This window comes from Bacillus sp. 5RYD7K (assembly GCF_059831465.1).
Genome location: NZ_CP191200.1, coordinates 2,843,971 through 2,867,019, shown reverse-complemented (window position 1 = coordinate 2,867,019; position 23,049 = coordinate 2,843,971). Strand labels below are relative to the sequence as shown.

The 23,049-nt window shown below is 50.9% G+C and carries 3 protein-coding genes; all 3 read right to left on the bottom strand.

All coding sequences use genetic code 11. The annotated features are described in order from the left end of the window. Window positions 1-2: 2 nt before the first annotated feature. The 3 genes from ACQE26_RS14510 to ACQE26_RS14500 are packed head-to-tail and all read right to left on the bottom strand — an operon-like array spanning window position 3 to window position 23,046. Entirely contained in the window at window positions 3-7,649 is a 7,647-nt protein-coding gene (locus tag ACQE26_RS14510) for an amino acid adenylation domain-containing protein (protein ID WP_500469903.1), read from the bottom strand. Between the two features lie 15 nt (window positions 7,650-7,664). Further along, on the bottom strand, window positions 7,665-15,362 hold the full coding sequence (locus tag ACQE26_RS14505; protein WP_500469901.1) for an amino acid adenylation domain-containing protein: 7,698 nt from the start codon (window positions 15,360-15,362) through the stop codon (window positions 7,665-7,667). A 25-nt stretch (window positions 15,363-15,387) separates the two neighbouring features. After that, window positions 15,388-23,046, bottom strand: coding sequence for an amino acid adenylation domain-containing protein (locus ACQE26_RS14500; RefSeq protein WP_500469899.1), 7,659 nt, complete (start codon window positions 23,044-23,046; stop codon window positions 15,388-15,390). Window positions 23,047-23,049: the final 3 nt, after the last annotated feature.

Genomic DNA, 23,049 nt, shown 5'->3' with positions numbered 1-23,049 from the left:
TTCTACAGTTCCTCGACAAAACTCGCTATGCTGTCCAAATCATCAGATGTTAACGTTTTGCTGCTAAAATCACTAACAGTTTTTTCTGATTCTTCTTTGCCGGTGCAGTGCGCCATAATATCACGCAAATATTGTTGTAAGGTTTGCAGCAGCTGTTCCATCGTTTCTTTGCGAAAGCGGTTCGGCGGATAGCTCAAACTGAAGTGAAGCTTGTGCTGTGCAGCCATCGCGCTCATTTCCACCGCTTGTTCCCGCTGCCATGTCGGCGTAATGTCGTGCCCGCTCGCAAGACCGGATAAACTGAACGTGTGCTGATCTTCTGTATCATTGAATTGCCCTAAATAGTTAAAGCTGATTTCAGGCGCTTGTCCAAACCGAATTGTTTTTTGCTCAGGCGGTGTCATATATTTTAAAATGCCGTAGCCTATTCCTTTATCCGGTATTTTTCCGAGTGTGTCTTTTACTGTTTTTACCGCCGTCCCAAGTTCTGAACCGGCAGCAGTCAAGTCAATGAGCACCGGATACATGGAAGTAAACCAGCCTACGGTGCGGCTGATGTCAAGCTCCGGCATAATATGCTCTCTTCCGTGCCCTTCCATCGCGATGCGGAGTCTGCCTCCTGTCCAGTCCCGTAAAGCCAAGGCTGCCGCAGTCAAAAGAATATCCTGCGTATCGGTATGGTAGGCCCGGTTGACCTGCTGCAGCAAAACGGACGTTTCTTCTTCTGAGAGCGTAAAGCTTACCGTTTGCCGAATGCTGTCGGCTCCCGTATGATGCAGCGGTTTTTCATAAGGAAGTCCGGCGGCGGTTTCTTCTTCAGTAAAACGCCAATAGTCTTCTTCACGCATCAGCTTGCTGCTTTTTGCGTATTCTGAAAGCCTTTCTGCGTACTGCTTAAAGGAATCAGTCTTTGGCGGAAGCTGAACCGGCTGACCTTTTACGGCTTGAGTGTAAGCGGCTGATAAATCCTCCAGCAAAATACGCCATGACACTCCGTCAACCGCCAAGTGATGGATGGTAATGAATAAATAATCCCCAGACCGGGTTTTGAACCAGCCGGCTTTTAATAACGGCCCTTTTTCAATATCCATCTGCTGTTGGAGTGCAGCCACCTCAGTTTCTATTTCTCTTTCCCATGAATCCGTTTCAGACAGATCCCATATATCCAAGCTGTACAGTTCATCCTGTTGGATGCCGTGATTGATTTGTCTGAGACTTCCGTTTTCTGCACTGACGGTGATCCGGAGTGCATCATGATGAATGACAAGATGCTGCAAAGCTTCTTTGAGCGGCTGTTTACGCAAAGCGTCCGAGCTGAACATCATGACGGACTGATTGAAATGATTTCTGTTTTCCATCCGCTGTGATAAAAACCAGTGCTGAACGGGGGTCCAAGGAATATCTCCTTCAACCGGCCGCTGATCGATGACTCTTTCCGCTTTCCGGATAAGAGGCGCGAGTTCCTTAATGGTCGGATGGCGGAACAAGTCACTTGCCGCCATTTTCCACCCATAGCGTCCGAGCCGCGCGGAAACTTGCAGCGCTTTGATTGAATCGCCGCCCAATTCAAAAAATGAGTCTTCAATCCCGACTTGCTTTGCGCCGAGCACTTCCTGCCAGATCACGGAAAGCTGTTCTTCAAGCTCATTGCGGGGAGCTGTGTATGCGGTTTGAAGCGCGAGCTCCGGTTCGGGCAGATTTTTCCGATCCAATTTACCGTTCGGCGTAAGCGGCAGCCTCTCAAGCTCCATCATATAGGACGGAACCATATAATTCGGCAGGCGCTGAGAAAGTAAAGAACGCACTGTTTCTGTGTTCATGTCCGCCTGCAGGCTCATGTATGCGATCAGTTCTTTATTGCCGGACTGTCCGGTTCTGACTGACACTGCAGCTTCTTTCACGCCGTCCAAGCTCCTCAGAGCGGCTTCAATTTCTCCCAGCTCCACCCGATAACCGCGGATTTTCACTTGATCATCCATTCGGCCGGCATACTCGATCGTTCCGTCCGGCAGCCAGCGGGCTAAATCTCCGGTGCGGTACATTCGTTCTCCGGGAACAAATGGATTAGGGACAAATTTTTCTTCCGTCAGCTCAGGACGTCCGAAATATCCTCTCGCCACACCGTCCCCGCCCGTGCATAATTCGCCGATGACGCCGATCGGCTGGGGTGTTCCCCTGCCGTTTATGATATACGCGGTTGAATTTCCGACAGGGCGCCCGATTGGGATTGAATGATCGTATGATTGTTCAATCAAAAAGCATGTCGAGAACGTTGTGTTTTCCGTCGGTCCGTATCCATTCCATACTGCAAGATGCGGCAGTGCTCCCCGAACCCGGTTGACATGGCTTGGGGACAGTGCTTCTCCGCCGATAATCAATCGTGATAATCCCGAAAACACATGTTCATTTTGTTCGGATAAATGGTTAAACAGAGACGATGTAAGCCAAAGTGTCGTTATACTGTTTTGCTGTATAAATGTTTCCAAAACATCAGAATCGAGATAGGTTTCCTGGTCACTTACATATAAAGAAGCACCGTTTAAAAGCGGGCCGAATATCTCAAATGTCGTGACGTCAAATCCTAATGATGAAGTAAACAACAGTCTGTCTTTCGGCGTGAAATCAATATAATTGCTGTTTTTCACAAGGCGGATCACGCTTCGCTGTTCAACCATGACGCCTTTTGGCGCGCCCGTTGACCCGGATGTATAAATCATGTAGGCCAATGATTCGGGTCCGCCGAGCGGTTCGGGATTTTCCGAACTCAAGCCGGCCTTTGTTTGAATATCCTCTATGAATAAACGTTTTTCTGAAAGCGGCAGACCGTCAACTTTATCAGATTGAAGGAGAATATCAGCTTTGCAGTCTTTAAGCATCCATTCAGCCCGTTCCCGCGGCACATCGTCAGCGATAGGCAAGTAGGCGCCCCCCGCTTTTAATATTCCAAGAATGCCGGAAACAAGCTCTGTTGTGCGGCCGGTTAATATTGCGACCACACTTTCCGGACCGGCGCCATTTGATCGGAGCGCCGCAGCAATTCTGTTAGCCCGTTCGTTCAGCTCTCTGTATGTCAAGGTTTGTCCGCGATATACAACTGCCTGGGCATCAGGGGTTTCTTCCGCCTGCCGCTCAAATAAACGGCTGATGGTTTCGTGTTTGGGATAATCGCTTTTCGTCTGATTAAATTGATAAATGACGCGATTTGTTTCAGCATCATCCAGCACGTGAATGTCACCAAGCGGTATTGTTTGGTCTTCAATCACTTTCGTAAGAATACGGGTAAAATAAGAAAGCCATTTTTCGATTGTCTGTTTTTGATAGATATCTGCATTGAATTCAAAATCAAAGCTGATGGTGCCGTCAGACCCTTCTGCCGCATAAAGCGTGGCATCAAATTTTGCTGTTTTATGACCGGTATCCGCAGCTTGAGTCAAATGCAGCTCATTTAAAACCAAGGATTCGCGCTCCATATTCTGGAGCACAAACATCACGTCAAACAGCGGATTGCGGCTCATGTCCCGCTGCACGCCGAGCCGTTCCACAAGCTCTTCAAACGGATAGTCCTGATGCTCATACGCTTCCAGTGCGGCCTGGCGGACTTCCGCCAAGTAATCGGTAAACCGTTTGTCTCCTTTCGGCTCCGTTCTGATGGCTAGCGTGTTGACGAACACCCCGAGAATCGGTTCAAGGTCTTTGTGCGGACGCCCGGCAATCGGCGAGCCGACGATGATGTCTTCCTGTCCGCTCAGACGCGCGAGCAGCGTATTGTACGCGGCGAGAAGCACCATGTACAAAGTGGAGCCATGATCGCGGGCGATGCGGTGAAGGCCGGATGCCGTTTCAGCGTCAAGCGTGCACGATACGTTCCCGCCCGCAAAGCTTCTGACAGCCGGGCGGGGCTTGTCAGCCGGAAGCTCAAGCACCGGAAGCTCTCCTTCTAGCCGCTTCAGCCAGTAGGCTTCCTGCTTCTGGTATCCTTCCTTCTCCTGAAACGCCCGCTGCCAGACGGCATAGTCTTTATATTGAAGGCGCATCGGTGCAAGCGGGCGGCCGGCATACAGCTCGCCGAATTCTTTAATCAAGGTGTTGACGGACACACCGTCAGAAATAATATGATGCATATCCGTTAATAAAAGATGGCGTTCGTCCGATTCTTTCACGAGGGCCGCGCGGAAGAGCGGCGCTTCATCCAGACAAAACGGCCGGACGAATGCGTCAGCTGACTTAGCCTCATCCAGCTGAAACGTCACGCTGTCATGGATGCGCTGCACCGGTTCGCCGTCATGTCCCGTTTCAAAGGATGTTCTGAGCGACTCGTGCCGCTCCACAAGCTGCCGGAACGTCTCCTCCAGCCGGCCGCGGTCAAGCGGGCCCGTCAGTTCCAGCACTGCCGGCATATTGTAGCCGACACCGCCGTCTTCAAGCTGCTGGAGCACATACATCCGTTTCTGCGCTGAAGACACCGGATAAGTGTCCTGTGTTTCCGCCGGCTGAATCGCTTCATACGGGCTCTCTTCGAGGTCCTGAATGACCGTAGCGAGCTCTTCCACCGTCGGCCGGGCAAAGATGTCCTGTAACGGCACCTGAACGCCGAACTCTTTGGCGATGCGGGAGACGAGAGCCGTCGCTTTTAACGAATGGCCGCCCCGCTCAAAAAAGTGATCCCGGATGCCGACGGGGCCGTTTTTCAGCACTTCTTCCCAAAGGGCGCAAAGCTTCATTTCCGTGACGTTCCGCGGTGCGGTGTACGCCTGTCTGCCTGCCGCTCCGTCAGGAGCCGGCAGCGCGCGGCGGTCTAGTTTTCCGCTCGGTGTGACCGGCCACTCGCTCATTTCTATAAACTGAGCCGGCATCATGTAGGCCGGGAGGCGTTTCGCAAGTTCTGCCCGCACGTCATCGCTTTCCCGTCCTTCGATATAAGCGTAAAGCGCGGTTTCGCCGTGTTCGGTCCGGGCGGTGACCGCCGCCTCACGAATGCCGTCGATGCGCCGGATCGCCGCTTCGATTTCCCCCGGTTCAATCCGGTAGCCGCGGACTTTCACCTGTCCGTCTGACCGGCCAAGCCATTCGACAAGCCCGTCTTCAGTCCAGCGTGCGATATCGCCCGTCTGATACATGCGCTCCCCCGGATAAAACGGATCATCAAGAAAACGTTCTGCCGTCAGTTCAGGACGGTTCAAATAGCCCCGGGCCACCCCTGTCCCCGCGATGTACAGCTCTCCGGCAACGCCCGCAGGCTGAACGGTTCCCCCGCCGTCTAACACATAAAGACGGACACCCGGAACGGGTTTTCCGATCGGAAGCCTTGTCCGTCCGCTGTCCCGTTTTCGGTCACAGACGTAAAACGCCGCATCAACCGTTGCTTCTGTCGGCCCGTAGCCGTGAATGAGCACGGTCTCCGGCAGAAGATCGGCAAACCGGGCAGCCGTAAGCGGTGAAAGAGCTTCCCCGCCGGCAAACACGCGTGTCAAGGTTTTGCCGAGGCGGATTCTTGTTTCCTCAGGCTCTGTTTCCAGCGCGTCTAAAAAGCTGTTGACCATCGCCGGAATAAAATGCGCGGTCGTCACCTTTTCCGAGGCAAACGCTTCGATCATCCGCGCAGGATCTTTCTCCCAGCCGGCCGGAAGCAGATACACGGAGGCGCCTGACATCGTCCACCAAAACAATTGCCAGATGGAAGCGTCGAAGGAAAAGGATGATTTCAGCACGATTATATCCTCTTCCGTTAACGGAAACTGCCCTTGCATCCCGGATAAAAAGGCGGCGGCCTGACGGTGTTCAACAGCCACCCCCTTCGGTGTTCCCGTCGAACCGGAGGTGTAAATAATATAAGCGAGCGAATCGGCATCCGCTTCTTCAGAGACAGCCCCTGTCTCCGTCTCACCTGTAAGGGCAGAAAGAGACACTTCTAGCGTCTCGCCGTAAAAACCGGAAACGGATAATCCTGACTGTTGAAGCAGGAGACAGGCGCCGCTGTCGTCGAGCATATAGCGCAGCCTGTCCTCCGGATATTCCGGGTCAAGCGGCACGTAGGCGCCGCCCGCTTTTAACACGGCAAGCACTGAAATCACCATCTCCGGCGAGCGTTCAGCGAGCACGCCGACCTTGCTTTCTTTGCGGACGCCTTTTTGGCGGAGCCGAACAGCGAGTCTGTCTGTATACCGGTCAAGCTCGGCGTACGTCAGCATACCGTCCGGGAAACGAAGCGCCGGACGATGCGGCGAAAGCTCGGCGCGGCGGGTAAACAGCCCGTGAAGCGTCGGGGCCGGCGGTTCAGCCGCATCTGTCCGATTAAACGCATCCAGCATATTTCTGGCTTCACACGCATCCAGCAATGCGATCTCGGAGGCGCTCATTTCAGGATCGGAAATGACTGATTTCATCATATGCCGTAAAAAGGTTTCAATCTTCTTCATAAAAACACGATCGTATATACCGGTATCAAAGTTTAAGCGGATATAAAGAGAACTTCCCGGAATCACCTTTACGCTGCATCCGTAGTTTGTGACTTCCTCCATCGTGAAATCCTCTACTGCAAAATCAAATGAACCGGCCTGACTCACATTTTCAATTTCACGCTGGGCCGGCACATTTTCAAACACGATAATGTGGTCAAACAGCGCCTGCTTCAGAGGGCTTTGCGCCTGAATGTCATACAGCGGATAATAGCTGTACGCTTCTGCTTGCAGCGTCTCCTGCTGCAAATGTCTGACGAGCTCCAGGAAGGAAAACGAACCGCTTTTTACCCGCACGGGAATCGTATTGATAAACAGTCCTACCATTTTTTCTACGCCCGCCAGATCCGACGGCCGACCGGAAACGACAGAACCGAAAACGGCGTCTTCACAGCGGCTGACTCGCTGCAGCAAAATGCCCCACAGTGCCTGAAACACCGTATTCAGCGTTGCCCCCGCCCTTGCCGCAATGTTCTTCAGCTCATTTGTCTGCTCTTCAGAAATAGTGAAAACAGCCTGCTCAAGCTCGCCGTTTGGTTCCGCGGATTTTTTCGGAAGAGACGCCGTTTGCTCAAGATCGGCAAGTCTCGTTTTCCAAAATGACTCGGCTTCTTTACGATCTTGCTTCATGAGCCATTTAATATACTTTCCATATGGCTGAACAGGCTCGAGAGACGGGAGCCGCCCGTCTCCGAGAGATTGATAGATCATCAGAAATTCCTTCATGACAATTCCGAAGCACCAGCCGTCCATGACGATATGATGGTGGCTCCAAATACAAACATAGCGTTCGGGCGCTTTTTTCAGAATGGAGACTCTCATGAGAGGGTCTGATTGCAAATCAAAGCCTTTATCTTTGTCTTCTTTACTGAAACGGTCGGCATACATGTCTTGCGCCTTCTCATCCAAATGAGAAATATCATGAAACTGAACGCGGCTCGGCCTGTTTTTTAACACGACTTGGCGGGGCTTCGCCACATTCTTATGAATAAACGTCGTACGGAAAATATCATATCGTTCAAAAACAGCATTTATACTTTTTTGGAATCGTTCCCGGTCAAGCTGTCCGCTGATCGTAAACACTGCTTGTTCGAAGTAGGCTCTTGAGTCATGATCCAAAAGAGAATGAAAAAGCATGCCCTCCTGCATAAAAGATAAAGGGTATATATCTTGTATTTCCGGTTGCTGCCCCATTGCGCCTCTCCTTTTCTATAGTTTGTTGACGGCTCCCATAATGTCACTCAGATCTTCCAGCGTTAACTCTTCATCACTGAAATCAGCAGCGCTCCATTCACGCTCCTCTTTGCCTGTGCAATGCGTGATGATCTGCTTGAGAAAGGTATGAAAATGCCCCGTCAAAACTTCAATCGTTTCTTTTTGGTATTGAAAACGGTTGTACACCACATTCAAGCTGAGACATTCCGATGATACGGAGCCGCTGATATCAAGTGTGTACGGACGTTCCCAGTCTGGGCTGACTTCATTTCCCGCTTTTACGGGAGAAACACCGAAGCCGGTGGAACGGATCTCCCGGTCAAACTGCCCCAAATAGTTAAAACTGATTTCAGGAGAATCAGATTCAGCCTCTCCCCAGAATTTGCTTATATATTTCAGCACCCCGTATCCCGCTCCTTTATGCGGAATGCGGCGCATCATGTCTTTTGTCCGCTTAATGTGATAACCGAGACGCCCCCCGTCATCAGCCTGATCTTGAAAACTTGCGTCAACCAATACCGGATAAATTGACGTAAACCACCCGATGGTTCTGCTGATATCAAGATGCTCCAGATGCTCTTCCCTTCCGTGGCCTTCCATGCTGATTTTGAATGTCTCATTTCCGGTCCATCTGTTCAGCGCAAGGCTTAACGCCGCAAGCAATAATTCACCTGTCTCCGTTGTGTATGCCCTGTTTGCCTCCGTTAACAGCTGCTCAGTCTCCTGTTTTGTCAATGTAATGGTCATCACATCTGTATCTTTAAGGAGATTGGAAGAGATGCGGGCATCTTTCGGAAGCGGTTTGACCGCCGCTTCTTCTCTTTCAGACCAGTAATCTGCTTCCTGCAGCAGCCGGCGGCTTTTTGCATAATCAGAAATTTGCTTTGCATAAGTCTGATAGGAATCAGTTTTCGCCGGAAGAACGGCTTCTTTTCCAACAAGCGCCTGCCGGTAGCACGCAGTGAGATCTTCAAATAAAATCCGCCATGACACTCCGTCAATGACAAGGTGATGAATGGAAAGCAGCAGATGATCGCCATCAGCGGCGTGAAATAAACCGACAGCTATGAGCGGACCCGTTTCCAGCCTGATGGAAGTTTGAATACGGGCGGCCGCCTGTTCAATTGCGGCGTGCTCCTCTTGTAATGACCCTGTCCCTCTTACGTCAAGCGTTTCAAACGTAAAGAGTTCTTCTTCAGAAAGGTTCTCAGCTCTGTTATATTGCATCACCGATCCATTTTGCGTGCCGCATATCATCCGTAATGCGTCATGATGAACAGCGAGCTGTGCCAGCGCTTTTCTCATTGCGGATTCATTGATTCTGTCCGCACTGCGGAGCATAACGGTCTGATTAAAATGATCATGCGGCAATGATTGTGACAAGAACCAGTGCTGGATCGGCGTCAACGGCACTTCTCCGGTGACGGGAGCCTGATCAATGACGCGGCGGACTTTCCGGAGCCGCATCGACACCTCTCCCAGTGTCTGGTGCTCAAACAGCTCACGAACAGTCGTTTCGTAGCCCTGCTGCTTCAGCCTCGCACATACTTGCAGCGCTTTAATCGAATCTCCGCCGAGATGGAAGAAATGAGCATTGGGGCCAAGGCCTTCAACACCTAAGAGTTCCTCCCAAATGTCAGCCATCATTTCTTCAGTTTCATTCCTCAGGCTGATATCATCTCCGGGATTTTCGTTTAATTCAGGCTGCGGGAGCGCCTTCTCATCCAGCTTCCCATTCGCCGTCAGAGGCAGTTCATTAAGCTGCATCAAGCGGGCGGGAATCATATATTCCGGCAGGAAAGCTCTGAGAGAGGCCTGAACCTCTGCTTCTTTTAACTTTTCGTTTCCGTGTAAGACGGCATAGGCGTAAATGGAGTGCTGACCGTGCTGATCAGCACGTGTGATCACGGCGGCCTCTTTCACGAAAGAAAGCTTCTGCAGCGCTGATTTAATTTCTCCCAATTCAATTCTGTGGCCTCTGACTTTTACTTGCGCATCTTTCCGCCCGACATACTCCAGCTCGCCATTTGAGAGCCTTTTGGCGATATCGCCCGTCCGGTAAAGCCGCATATCGGAAACGTGCGGATTCGTGATGAAACGGGAGGCCGTTAAATCATCTCTATTTACGTATCCCCTCGCGACGCCTTCTCCGCCGATATAAAGCTCACCGGGAATTCCGATCGGCTGCGGATTCATATAGGCGTCCATGACAAAAGCATGAAGGGTTTCCAGCGGTCTGCCGATATTGCTTTTATTTCTCTCGATATCTTCCATATACAGTTTTTTGTATGTGACGTGAACCGTGGTTTCCGTAATGCCGTACATATTCACAAGCTCCGTCTCCGGATACTTCTCTTTCCAGCTTTTCAGCATGCCGGGCTGAAGCGCTTCTCCGCCGAAAATGACATATCGAAGCTTCAGCTTGTCCGTATGCCCGGCTTCTTCATGAATGAGTCCGGAAAAAGCCGTCGGCGTTTGGTTCAGCACCGTTACGCCTTCACTTAGCAGCAGCTGCCGGTACAAATGCGGATCACGGGCTGTTTCTTTCGGCACGATGACTACTTTTCCGCCGTATAAAAGCGCACCGAATATTTCCCAAACAGAAAAATCAAAGCAATAGGAATGAAACAGCGTCCAGGCGTCTTTTGGCCCAAAATCAAACGGCAGCCCTTTATGTGTGATAAGGCTGATGACATTGCGGTGTTCCGTCATAACGCCTTTCGGTTTCCCTGTTGTGCCCGATGTGTAAATCACGTAAGCCGGCTGTTCAGGCGTTATCGTTTCTTTCGGACTGTCTGCTGAAACAGATTCAGGCTTATCGATATATAAAACCGGCAGACCGTCCATTCCGGAAATTCCAAGACCCGATTGCGTCAAAAGAACACGCGCGCCGCTGTCAGTCAGCATAAATGAAATCCGTTCGTCCGGATATTCAGGATCAATCGGCAGATACGCCCCTCCCGCTTTTAGAATACCGAGAATTCCAATCAGCATATCCGGAGATCGTTCAGTCATCATCCCGACAATCTGTCCGGAGCGGAGCCCGTTTTCTGAGAGCATATCGGCGATTCGATCCGCCTTTTCATTGAGCTCGCGGTAGGTGAGACGCTCATCGGCCATGACGGCTGCGATTTGATCCGGCGTTTTTTCCGCCTGTTTTTCAAATAAACTGACGATCGTTTCATGCCGCGGATACTCAGCCGTTTGATGATCAGCTTCCAGAAGCAGCTGCTGCTCGTTTGTGTCCAGCAAATGAATATCAGACAGCTTCCGTTCGTAATCCGACGCGATTTGTCCTAAAAGCTCTTTAAAATGACCGGCCCACCGTTCGATCGTTTCTTTTTCAAACAATGCGGTACTGTATTCAAAATGAAAATCCAGGGCGCCATCCGGCCGTTCCTCAGCATGTAGCGTCAAGTCGAATTTTGAAATGTCATGCTTCACTGCATGTGCAGAAACGGATAAGCCCGGAAGATTCACTTTGAAATCATCACTGTTTTGCAGAACGAGCATGGCATCAAACAGCGGATTGCGATTGACTTCCCGGTGTGTATCAAGCTTTTGGGCGAGTTCTTCAAACGGGAATTCCTGATGTTCGGCTGCGCCGAGGGCGAGCATTTTCACCTCTTCTAAATAAGCGCGGAATGTCTTATCACCTTCCGGCCTGCTTCTCATGGCCACGGTGTTAACAAACATGCCGATAACCCCTTCAAGCTCAGCACGGCTTCTGCCTGCCGCAGGTGAACCGACGACAACATCTTCCTGTCCGCTCAATTTAGACAGGAACAGGGAATAGCCTGCCAAAAGAATCATATACAGCGTGGAACCCGTCTCATCCATGAGCCGGCGCAAATTCTCCGCCGTTTCCTTTTGAAGACGCGTTCGAACCGCGGATCCGCTGAAATCAGGAAGCTGCGGGCGCTTTTTATCCAGCGGCAGATCAAGAACGGGAATGTTTTCCCCGAGCGCATCCAGCCAATACTGCTCATGTTTTTTGAACTCTTCAGCGGCAGACCGGTCATGCTGCCAGACGGAAAAATCTTTGTACTGCAGTTTTAACGGCCGCAATTCCTTCCCTCTGTACAAATCCGTCAATTCCTGAATTAGAACGCTCATTGACACACCGTCTGCGATAAGATGATGCATATCGAGCAGCAGAAAATGGCGGTCTTCATTGACTTTGGCTAAAGTCACCCTCAAAAGAGGCGCTTTTTCCACGTCAAACGGTTTAACGAAAGTTTCCATCGTCTCGTGAAGAAGTGACTCGGACGGCATGTGAAGCTCCGTGAGTTCGAGATCAGCATGTGAATGTATGTGCTGCATCGGCTCCCCGTTTCGTAACACAAATGATGTGCGTAACGCTTCATGCCTTTGCAGCAGCGCTGAAAAGGCTTCTTGCAGACGGTCCCGATTGAGCCTGCCGCTCAGTTCCAGACAAGCGGGCATATGATAGCCTGTGCTGTCTGAAGCAAGCTGGTGAAGGGCATAAAGCCTTTTTTGAGCAAAAGATAACGGGTACAAGTCCTTCGTCTTTGCAGGCGTGATTTCTGCATATTCTCCTCTTTTCCTCTGTTCAAGGAAGCGGGCCATGCTCTCAATGGTCGGATGTTCAAAGACATGGCGGACGGCAAGTTCAATTTGCAGCCGTTTATGTATGTTTGAAACAAGTGATGCGGCTTTCAGCGACTGTCCGCCGATTTGGAAGAAATCATCTCTCATACTGATGCGGTCCCGTTTCAGCACATCTTGCCAGATAGACAGCAGCTCAGTCTCAAGCATCGTGCGGGGCGCTTGATAATCACCGGTTCTCTCAGCTTCTTCCGGTTCAGGAAGTGCGGCTCTATCAAGTTTTCCGCTCGCAGACAGCGGCATTTCCGTCAGTTTGGTAAAGCTTCCCGGTATCATATAAGCAGGTAATGTCCCCGCCAATTCAGCGTGCGGATCAAATGTCACACCCGCGTTTTGCAGTACGACATAAGCTGCAAGCTCCTGTTCTCCGTCCGCCGTTTTGCGCACAGTAACTGCCGCCTCTTTTACCCCGGACAGACTTCTGAGTGCCGTTTCGATTTCTCCTAATTCGATTCTGTAGCCTCTCACTTTCACCTGATCATCAAAACGCCCCATATATTCAATCGTTCCGTCCGGTAAAAACCGGGCTGCATCCCCCGTTCTGTACAGCCGTTCACCTTCACGAAACGGATGAGGGGTAAAGGCTTTGTCCGTCAGCTCTTTTTGCTGAAAATATCCGTGTGCAAGACCTTTTCCTGAAATACACAGTTCACCGACGGCTCCGACCGGCTGCAGCTGGACACCGTGCATTATATAGACGGATGTATTGGCGATCGGGCGTCCGATCGTAATCCGGCTGCTTTTTTGCAGATTGCGCAGGATCGTCGCTGCCACACTGTTCTCTGTCGGGCCATATTCATTCAGCAGCTCGGCATTCGGGCATATATTCCGGCTCGCTTCCACGATATCAGGGGTTGCCGCTTCCCCGGCAAATGTCACCGCCCGAAGTGTCTGCGCATCTTTTTTTGTCAGAGAATCAAGCAGGACGCGATACAGAGACGGAACGATCAGAAGATGGCTTACCCCGTGGCGGGCGATTTTCTGTTTCATTGAAAGAACGTCTTTTGCATCGTCTTCATCAGTCAACAGTACACAAGCGCCGGACAGCAGCGGAGTGAAAAGACTTGTCAAAGAGCCGTCAAATACGTATGAAAAAAGATGAAGCGCTATGTCGCCTTCTGACATGCCGTATTCTTCACGCCGCCATTGCAATGTATTGCTGATCGCTTTGTGTTGTACAAGCACACCTTTCGGACGGCCTGTCGTTCCCGAGGTGTAAATGACATACGCCCAATTTCCGCTGCCGGACACCGGCGGAAGCGGCTCGGTCTGCCGGGAAACCGTTTCCTCCAAGATGACGACGTTTCCCTTGAAATGCGGCGGAATGAGAGGAAGCAGGTCTTTTTCAGTCACGAGCAGTGAAGCTTCACTGTCTCTCAGCAAAAATGAGATCCGTTCAGGCGGATATTCCGCATCAATCGGCATATAAGCGCTGCCCGATTTCCAAATTCCGAGCAGAGCGGCGACCGTATTCATCGATCGGCGCAGCATAACAGCGGTAATCTGATCGGGACGGGCGCCTTTTTCCCTTAACGCGTGCGCAATCTGATTCGCCCGCTGATTTAATTTCTTATAGCTCCAGCTTACCCCGTTATATCTCAACGCTTCCTGGTCGGGCGTTTTGGCAGCCTGTTCTTCAAAAAGCCCGTGAACGGTTGTCTCAGGATACGGACGGTTTGTGTCGTTAAACGAATGAATCAAGGCCTCTTCCTCCGGCGGCACGAGACTGATGCTTGATAAGAGCCTGTCCGGATCCTCCGTTACACAGGAGATGACCTCAAGAATATGCCCTTTGATCCGTTTCATGTCCTCCCGATCATAAATGTCAGCATTGTAGCTGAATTTCACATAAAACTCTTCCCCCGGAACGATGACGACGTTGAGATCATAGTTCGTTTCTTCCGCCATCGAAAAGTTTTCAAGAGAGAGCGCGTGGCTTTCAGTCTGCTGCCAGCCGTTTACCGCAGCCTGCATCTGAACCGGATAATTTTCAAAGACAAGGATATGGTTCAAGAGATCTTTTTGCAGACCGCTCTCGTTTTGAATGTCATAAAGCGGATAATAGCTATGCTCTTCCGCTGCGAGTGAATCTTTTTGCACTGCTTTAACAAGCGATGCAAAAGTCATATCCTCAGCTGCGCGCACCCTCACCGGAACGGTATTGATAAACAGCCCGGCCATGGATTCAATGCCGCTGATAGCTGACGGCCTGCCGGAAACAACCGAACCGAAGACCGCATCTTCAGTCCCGTTGTAACGATGGAGAAGCAGGCCCCAAATCCCCGTAAATATAGTATTCAGCGTGACCCCGATGCCCCGGGCAATGTCTGTCAGTTTTTGTACGGTTCCAGGCTCAAGGGAAAATTGAAAATGCTCAGATGTATAACCGTTTTGCGCCGGCCTAATCTTCGTTTGCGGAACGGAAACGGTTTCTCCGTAATCTTTCAAATAGCCGGACCAGAACGCTGACGTTTCTTCTTTATTCCGGCTTCGGAGCCATTTGATATAAGTGCTGTAAGGGTCCGGACTGCCGAGGTTTACAGGCCGCCCGTTCCGGATCGAATAATACATGCTGAAGAAATCTTTCAGCACAATGCCCAGGCTCCAGCCGTCCATCATAATGTGATGGTGAGTCCAAACGCATGTATGGCGGTTTTTTCCCGTATGAAAAAGAGCAAGGCGCATTAAGGGGCCTTTTTGCAGATCAAACCCCTTATGCCGGTCGTTTTCCTTGAATTCGTCAATGATGCTTTGCTGCTGTTCTTCCGAATAATCTGAAATGTCTTCAGTCCGTACGGCAGTGTCACGGCGTGAAAGGACAACTTGCTGCGGCCCTTCAAGGTCAGGTACTTCTTTTATGAAAATCGTTCTGAAAATATCATAGCGGCTGACAAGCATATCAAGGCTTTTTTGAAATGTATCAACGCATAAATCTCCGCTGACCGTAAACGAAATCTGCTCGACATATGCGTTTGATCCGGAGTCTAAAAGCGAATGAAACAGCATGCCTTCCTGCATATATGATAAAGGATAAATATCTTGGATTTCTGTCGCTTGTGTCACGAATGCCACACACCTTTTTATGAAATTAAAGTCCTTTTACGAGATCTTCAATGCTTGATAGTGCTTGAGCGGTCAATTCTGTATGGCTGTAATCAGTTAATGTTTTTTCCCGCTCTTTCCTGCCAGAACAGTGGGCGATAATGTCCTCAAGATGAGTTTGGAAACGATTCATGAAAGACTCAACTGCCCCCGGTGCAAATACGCCGGTATAAACGGCTTTTACCTCCAGACGTCCGTCCGCCGCCATCGCATTAATATCCAGGTCAAACTCACGGAGGCGCCCGGCCGCTATATCATGCTGCGGCTTGAACGGCGACATCTTCAGTCCTCCCTCAAGACCGTCAAACGCACCGAGATAGTTAAAGCTTATTTCTGGGTCTTTATAAAGAATGTTTCGCGAATATCTCAGCAGCCCGTAGCCGGTTCCGTAATGAGGAACCCGCCTCATCATGTCTTTTACCGTCTTTATGCGGTGAGCGGTTTTTTCGCCTGAGCCGTCCGGCACTCTCATATCTAAGAGCACCGGATAAACAGATGTAAACCAGCCTGCCGTTCTCGAAATATCAATGTCAGGCATATGACCCTGGCGTCCGTGTCCTTCAGTGCTGATAAGCATCTGTTCAGAACCCGTCCACTCATGAAGCGCCATTCCAAGCGCTGTTAAAAGCAATTCATGAACATCCGTGCCGTATGCCTGCTGTGTTTCTAAAAGCAGCTGTTTCGTGAGCTCCCTGCTTAATATCCACGATGCCGTGCGCGCGTTTTCCTGCATCCGTCCGGCATTTCCATCTTTTATTTTCGGCAGCGGCGCTGTTTCAAAAGACATCACACTGTCCCAGTACGCGGCTTCTTCAAGCAGCGCTTTGCTTTTGGATATGTCAAAAAGTTGTTCGGCATATGTGATATAAGAATCGCTTTTCGGCGGCAGTTTGATTTGTTGGCCTTCTAATGCCTGCTGATAAGCTGTCTGCAGATCTTCAAGCAATATTCTCCACGACACGCCGTCCGTGATAAGGTGATGAATCGCAATCAGCAGATGGTCGGCTTCTTTCAGCCGGAACACTCCGAGATGAAACAGAGGCCCTTGATCAAGGCGCATGGCCTGCTGTATTTCTTTTTCTTCGGCGGCTATCCGTCTTTCCGGCTGTGTTTCTTCTGAAAGATCTATGACGTTAAGCGTAAAGATTTCTTCATGCCGCTCTTTGATTCCACGGTTATATTGAACAACTTCCCCATGCTCATTTTGAGTAAATGTCATTCGCAGCGCATCGTGATGTTCTGTCAGCGAGCGAACCGCCTGAGACAAAGCATTTATCTGGAATCTTTCTTCACTGCACAGCATGACTGATTGGTTATAATGAAGATCAAAAGCACCCGGTTCCTCAAAAAATCTCTTCTGGATCGGTGTCAGCGGAGCGCTTCCTTCTATCGGCCCCTGATCAGCCATTGCAACAGCCGGCGTGAGGTGCTTCGCGAGTTCTGCAATCGTCGGGAACTGAAACAAATCGCGGATCGACATGTTCCAGCCTTCTCCGGCGAGTCGGGCTGACACTTGAAGCGCCTTAATGGAATCTCCCCCAAGCTCAAAGAAAGAGTGATGAATGCCCGCTTTCTGAATATGAAGCACATCTTCCCAAATCCGGCATAACAGCGCCTGTTTTTCATCGCCGGGCGCGACAAATGCCTGTGATGAATGTATCTCTTCTGCCGGCAGAGCCGATTTATCAAGTTTGCCGTTCAGTGTCAGAGGCATGCTGTCTAAACCGATAATATGAGACGGCATCATATAAGCAGGAAGCTCCTGCATAAGAAACTCGCGAAGCGATGAGATATCAGCTGTTTTAGGTATGATGTACGCCGCTAATCTGCCCTGTCCTTCGGCATCTTTCATCACGGTAACAGCCGCTTCTTTGACTTGATCGTGTTTCAAAAGCACACTTTCAATTTCTCCCGTCTCAATTCTGTATCCTCTGATTTTTACCTGCTTATCAATCCGCCCTTGAAAACGAAGAATGCCATCCGGCAGCCAGCAAGCCTGATCTCCGGTTCTGTAAAGTATTTCTCCCGTTTGTAACGGGTCGCTGAATGCGCCCTTTGTCAGCTCCGGCTGTCCCCAATATCCTTTGGCGACGCCGGCGCCTCCGATATACAGCTCTCCGAAAACGCCGATCGGCTGAACCTGTTTGTCCTTGTTTAAGACGTACATTTGCACATTCGGAAGCGGAACACCGATCGGCACATCATCTTCCCGCGGCTTTTCGCTCATTTTGGCTTCATAATACGAAGAATCAATTGTCGCTTCTGTTACACCGTAGCTGTTAATGATCCGCATGTTTTCTCCGAAACGCTTATGAAGCGTATAAAAATCCTTCGCTTTGATCATATCCGAGCCCAGTACCAGTACTTTTACACTTTGCAGCGCAAGTTTCCGGCGGTATATATATTCCATAAACGGAACAATCAGCGCGGGTGTCGACTCCATAAATGTGATACGGTGCTGATCAATGAGCTGATAAAGCTGTTTCGGCTCAAGCCGGACGTCATCCGGACAAATGACAAGCGTTCCTCCATTTAGCAAGGCGCGGGCAAGATCTCCTGAAAAGACATCAAATGAGAAACTCGCCATCTGCAGCACCTTGACCGGTATACGGTCAAGCTCATAAATGCTGCGCCATGCAAGTGCTGCATGGGTAAAGCTGCGGTTTCTGACTTCGACTCCCTTCGGCGTTCCCGTCGTTCCCGAAGTATATATAATATAAGCAGTATCATCCGGAGACACTGCCGGATGAATATTCTCCACACAAATATCGTATTGATCTTCCTGATCGAGCTGAATGAGCAACAAATTGTGATCCGCAAGCTGCAAAGCAAGCTCTTTGTATTCAGACTGCACCAACAAGACGGCTGCCGCGCTGTCCTTTAATAAATAGCGAATTCGTTCCTTCGGATAATGTGAATCAATGGGGATATACGCCCCTCCCGATTTCATGACGGCAAGAACACTGACGATCGCTTCAATCGAACGATTTGCCAATATAGCTGCTCTTTTTCCCGGACCGAATCCATTTTTGTGTAATGTTCGTGCAAGCCGATTTGCCCGCTCATTAAGCTGCAAATAGCTGATCTGTTGTGTTCCTTCAATGACGGCCGTCTGATGAGGCGTTTCTGCTGCTTTCGCTTCAAATAGCTGATGGAACAGTTTGTATTTTTCCGAGAACTCGGTTTGTGTGTTATTAAAATCAGTCAGTATCTTTTGCTTTTCCTCTTCTGTCAACATATCAGCTTTTGATAGTGTGACTTCCGGTTCGGCGGCAACATGGCGCAAGAGATTCAGTAAGTGGCCCATCCAGCGTTCAATCGTTTCTTTCATAAAAAGCTCGGTGCTGAATTCCATTTCAAAGCGGATGTTTCCATCGGATTCAGCAGCTGATAAGGTCAGGTCAAAACTTGATACATCATGTTCGGTATGCTCTGATCGTGACGCCTTCAGCCCGGCCAGATTTATCTCTTCTCGCTCCATATTCTGAAGAATAAACATCGCATCAAACAGCGGATTGCGGCTCATGTCCCGCTGCACGCCGAGCCGTTCCACAAGCTCTTCAAACGGGTAGTCCTGATGCTCATACGCTTCCAGTGCGGCCTGGCGGACTTCCGCCAAGTAATCGGTAAACCGTTTGTCCCCCCTCGGCTCCGTTCTGATGGCGAGTGTATTGACGAACATCCCCAGAATCGGTTCAAGGTCTTTGTGCGGGCGCCCGGCAATCGGCGAGCCGACGATGATGTCTTCCTGTCCGCTCAGACGCGCGAGCAGCGTATTGTACGCGGCGAGAAGCACCATATACAAAGTGGAGCCGTGATCGCGAGCGATGCGGTGAAGACCAGATGCCGTTTCAGCGTCAAGCGTGCACGATACGTTGCCGCCCGCAAAGCTTCGAACGGCCGGGCGGGGCTTGTCAGCCGGAAGCTCAAGCACCGGAAGCTCTCCTTCTAGCCGCTTCAGCCAGTAGGCTTCCTGCTTCTGGTATCCTTCCTTCTCCTGAAACGACCGCTGCCAGACGGCATAGTCTTTATATTGAAGGCGCATCGGCTTAAGCGAACGGCCGGCGTACAGCTCGCCGAATTCTTTAATCAAGGTGTTGACGGACACACCATCGGAAATAATGTGATGCATATCCGTTAATAAAAGATGGCGTTCGTCCGATTCTTTCACGAGGGCCGCGCGGAAGAGCGGCGCTTCCTCCAGACAAAACGGCCGGACGAATGCGTCTGCTGACTCGGCTTCATCCAGCTGAAACGGCACGCTGTCATGGATACGCTGCACCGGTTCGCCGTCATGCCCCGTTTCAAAGGATGTTCTGAGCGACTCGTGCCGCTCGACAAGCTGCCGGAATGTCTCCTCCAGCCGGCCGCGGTCAAGCGGCCCCGTCAGTTCCAGCACTGCCGGCATATTGTAGCCGACACCGCCGTCTTCAAGCTGCTGGAGCACATACATCCGTTTCTGCGCTGAAGACACCGGATAGGTGTCCTGTGTTTTCGCCGGCTGAATCGCTTCATACGGACTTTCTTCGAGGTCCTGAATGACCGTAGCGAGCTCTTCCACCGTCGGCCGGGCGAAGATGTCCTGTAACGGCACCTGAACACCGAACTCTTTGGCGATGCGGGAGACGAGAGCCGTCGCTTTTAACGAATGGCCGCCCCGCTCAAAAAAGTGATCCCGGATGCCGACGGGGCCGTTTTTCAGCACCTCTTCCCAAAGGGCGCAAAGCTTCATTTCCGTGACGTTCCGCGGTGCGGTGTACGCCTGTCTGCCTGCCGCTCCGTCAGGAGCCGGCAGCGCGCGGCGGTCAAGCTTTCCGCTCGGTGTGACCGGCCACTCGCTCATCTCTATAAACTGAGCCGGCATCATGTAGGCCGGAAGGCGTGTCGCAAGCTCCGTCCGCACGTCATCGCTTTCCCGTCCTTCGATATAGGCGTAAAGCGCGGTTTCGCCGTGTTCGGTCCGGGCGGTGACCGCCGCCTCACGAATGCCGTCAATGCGCCGGATCGCAGCTTCGATTTCCCCCGGTTCGATCCGATAGCCGCGGACTTTCACCTGTCCGTCTGAACGGCCGAGCCATTCGACAAGCCCGTCTTCAGTCCAGCGTGCGATATCGCCCGTCTGATACATGCGCTCTCCCGGATAAAACGGATCATCGAGAAAACGTTCTGCCGTCAGTTCAGGACGGTTCAAATAGCCCCGGGCCACCCCTGTCCCCGCGATGTACAGCTCTCCGGCAACGCCCGCAGGCTGAACGGTTCCCCCGCCGTCTAACACATAAAGACGGGCACCCGGAACGGGTTTTCCGATCGGAAGCCTTGTCCGTCCGCTGTCCCGTTTTCGGTCACAGACATAAAACGCCGCATCAACCGTTGCTTCTGTCGGCCCGTAGCCGTGAATGAGCACGGTCTCCGGCAGAAGATCGGCAAACCGGGCAGCTGTAAGCGGTGAAAGAGCTTCCCCGCCGGCAAACACGCGTGTCAGGGTTTTGCCGAGACGGATTCTTGTTTCCTCAGGCTCTGTTTCCAGCGCATCTAAAAAGCTGTTGACCATCGCCGGAATAAAATGCGCGGTCGTCACCTTTTCAGAGGCAAACGCTTCGATCATCAGCGCGGGATCTTTCTCCCATCCGGCCGGAAGCAAATACACGGAGGCGCCTGACATCGTCCACCAAAACAATTGCCAGATGGAAGCGTCGAAGGAAAAGGATGATTTCAGCACGATTAGATCCTCTTCCGTTAACGGAAACTGCCCTTGCATCCCGGATAAAAAGGCGGCGGCCTGACGGTGTTCAACAGCCACCCCCTTCGGTGTTCCCGTCGAACCGGACGTGTAAATAATATAAGCGAGCGAATCGGCATCCGCTTCTTCAGAGACAGCCCCTGTCTCCGTCTCACCTGTAAGGGCAGAAAGAGACACTTCTAGCGTCTCGCCGGAAAAACCGGGAACGGATAACCCCGACTGTTGAAGCAGGAGACAGGCGCCGCTGTCATCGAGCATATAGCGCAGCCTGTCCTCCGGATATTCCGGGTCAAGCGGCACGTAGGCGCCGCCCGCTTTTAACACGGCAAGCACTGAAATCACCATCTCCGGCGAGCGTTCAGCGAGCACGCCGACCTTGCTTTCTTTGCGGACGCCTTTTTGGCGGAGCCGAACAGCGAGTCTGTCTGTGTACCTGTCAAGCTCGGCGTACGTCAGCATACCGTCCGGGAAACGAAGCGCCGGACGATGCGGCGAAAGCGCGGCGCGGCGGGTAAACAGCCCGTGAAGCGTCGGAGCCGGCGGTTCAGCCGCTTCTGTACGGTTAAACGCAGTTAACACCCGTTTCTTTTCTTTTTCATCCGCCATATCAATATGCCGAATCAGCCGGTTTGGATTTCTAACGGCATTTTCAACAATGGTCAGCAAATGAGTTTGAATCCGTTTAATCGATGTTTCAGTAAATAAAGCGGATTGATAATCAAAATTCAGCTCAATCAATCCCGTATCTGTCCGCTCCTTAATTAAAATGGACAGCTCATTTGCCGTATGCCCGCTGAAAAACATCGCCGTTTCATAATCGAAACCTTCCGCCTGGCGCCATGCGAGAGGCTGGTATTGCATCGAAATCCCGATGATATTTTGCAGATCGTGATGAATCTGCCTTAATTCATTGACAAAAAGATTGTAAGGATATTTCTGGTGCCGCATAACAGACAGCTGCTGTTTTCCTACACTGCGGACAAAAGACAGGAACTCCGCATCCGGATCTGCCGTCATTCTGATCGGCAGTGTGCTGACAAACATGCCGAGCATATCCTTTTCGAGCTTGGAGCCCCGGTTTCCGTAATAAGTACCGATGGCAATATCCTTTTTAGCCGTCAGACGGCTGATGCATATGTATAACGAAGCCATAAACAGAGAGATGATGCTGACATTATGATCTTTGCAAAAACGCCGGATTGATTGTTCTAAGGAGTGGGAAAGAGTGATTGTATCTCTGGAAGCTGCAGTGCTTTGTCTAAGATGAGAGGTTCGTTCCGCAAGTGAAAGGTGTTCAGGAACAGTTCGGTACGTTTCAGTCCAAAATGAACGATCTTTTTGAAAACGGGAAGATTGTAAATATTGCTGTTCTTTTTCCATGTAGCTGAGATAGGAAGGACTTTGATGGTCGGCCAAATCCTCGCTTCGCATGATTTTTTGATAGATTTCAATGAGCTGATTGCCAAGCAGATTGAGCGAGATGCCGTCCATGATAATATGGTGAAATTTTGAATAAAGCCAAACTTCTTCGTCTGACATGACAAGCAGAGTAAATTGATACAGCGGTGAATGAAACAGCTTGAACGGAACACGCGTCTGTTTGTCAATCCATGCATCCCGCTCTGATTGATCCATATGAGTAAAATCAACGGTCTCTAAAGAAATCGGCCGATGCCCGGCCAGATACAGCTGGGGTTCTGAGCCGTCCCCTTCCGTCAGTTGAAACCTGAGCGAATCATTTTGCAAGATAGAGAAATCTAAAGCACGGCGCAATACGTCAAAGTCGATATTCCCCCTGAATTTGACGCACGCCGCGAGATTGCAGATACTTGTGCCCGGCTCGAGCAGCTCTGTAAACCAGACTCTTCTTTGGGCGTGAGTTAAAGAATAAACAGTGTTCTTCAATGG

Bases quoted from the DNA above. Each gene is read 5' to 3' on its own strand.
- ACQE26_RS14510 (WP_500469903.1), bottom strand. From the start codon at position 7,649: ATGGGGCAGCAACCGGAAATACAAGATATATACCCTTTATCTTTTATG.